Below are 1,923 nucleotides of genomic sequence, written 5' to 3' on the forward strand. Positions count from 1 at the left end.
TCCTTTAGCGGTTATAAGAGATCATTTTGTAACTTATCCTTTTGCAATCAATTCGAAATTCATTAGCTTTGATTTAAAGAAAATTTTTTATGGCATAGATCTTTGCACAGGAGTTTTTGACACTCATTTTTCCTTTCATTATGAAATAGATCAAAAGCTTGAAGAAAATAAAGAATTTCTTTTAAAAAGACTTTTATCTTATTTGATTATTGATGAGAAAAGATCCGCTTTAAGGATAACAAAAGATGAAAATGAAACTATACAAGAAAGAGATGATTATACTTTTTTTAATCAAAGTTTAAATAGTATAGAACTCATTAAATCTGAAATTTATATCCTAAAAAACACTACATTAGAAAAGTATTATAAAGAAGTTAATGATGAAATCAATTTAACAGCCATTCAAGCTTACAATGAAGCTTTACAAATTTTACAAGATTTTGCTAATGGAATTTACAATACAAGTAAAGATAAAACAGGAAGATATATAGAAGATAAAAATAAAACCAGAAGATTACTAGAAAAACTCAATATCATAGGACAAAACAATCTTAAGGCTATGTATATAGGGATAAATGAAAATAAAGAAAGCTTGAAAGCTATAGACAAAAGAGAAAATAACACTAGCAAGGCAAGTGCAAATACTGATATCACATCAGAAACAAAAACTCCGCCTAATTTCATAGGCAGACTAGCTACTACCATAATCATAGAAGATGGTTTATACATGGGTTAAATTAAGAAAGGATAGATAATGAGTGAAACTTATGAGATTTATACACCCAATGGGTTAACATTAGATGTGGAAAAAGATACCAATAAAATACTCTTTAAAGAAAATATTAAGCCCACAGGCAACTATACCGAAGAATATTCCAAAGCGGTTTTTAAATCTTATCATATTATGAAAAACTCCCCCTACAAAGACTATAAACCCCAATACCTAGATCCTAACTTTTATACAGGACAAAGTTCTACTTTACTTGAATTTAAAGATTGGCAAAGTATATATTTAAAAGATCCTATCAAAGGAGCTATAGCTCCTTGGACTAAAGCAGAAAAAGCTTATTATCATTCTTTAAAAACCAAAAGAGAAAGATATAAATATTTAGCAATAAGAAGTGGATTAAGATCTGTGGTTATAGATATACCCTATGATGCTTATGCTAATGTAGATGAAAAAGGAAGATTGGTTAATGAAGATTATGCCTATATTTACGATGAAGTAAGTTCTCATCGTGGAACATTAAAATCTTATTCTTTCTTTAATGAATGGGAATTGTCTGCTTTACTTTTGGGAAATATTAAAGCTAGTCCCACAGCTGCCGTAGGATTTAAAGCAAGACAACAACAAGCATTGTTTTTACAAGCTCAACTTGGAGATAAAAATGCTTTTAAAAGTTTAGGTTTAGCAGTATTGTGTTCTAATTCTTTTCTTACAGGGCAACATTGGAATAAGCTTAGAGCAAAAATGATTTACGATTTACACGATCATCATTATGAGAGTTTATTAGATGAATTTGGTATGCTTCCTTTTTTAGATGAGATTATAGGAGCAGATTGGACGATTGATTTAAATAAATATGATTTTGCCTATGATGAAGAAGGCAGGATCATTTGGGCTTTATATAATGATATTAAAAAAGGCAAATTAAAAGATCCAAGAGATATAGATTCTACTCCTGAAAGTAGAAATAAATTTGATGATGCTATGGATGGATACGAAAATGGAATGGTAACAAGATTTGATGTAGATACTCCAAATGATTGGAGTGAACAACAAGCTACTTTATTCAAAGATACCCTAGTATTAAGCGCCAAACTAGCAGCCCTAACCCCACCTCAAGGCTATCCTAATGCCCCTTATTATTTTACACCTGAAAGATTAGAATGGATTTATAAAAGAGGATATTTAGACAAACT

The 1,923-nt window shown here is 29.8% G+C and carries 1 protein-coding gene and 1 pseudogene; both read left to right on the plus strand.

Features of this window, described 5'->3' with window-relative positions:
* Positions 1 to 736 (plus strand): annotated as a pseudogene (locus AJ885_RS07075) (hypothetical protein); the annotation flags it as partial.
* 18 nt (positions 737 to 754) lie between these two features.
* The coding region (locus tag AJ885_RS07080) for a hypothetical protein (protein ID WP_070280982.1) at positions 755 to 1,923 on the plus strand (1,169 nt) is incomplete at its 3' end.

Origin of the sequence: Campylobacter sp. BCW_6464 (assembly GCF_001762775.1) — a bacterium.
In the GTDB taxonomy this organism is placed as follows: Bacteria; Campylobacterota; Campylobacteria; order Campylobacterales; family Campylobacteraceae; genus Campylobacter_D; species Campylobacter_D jejuni.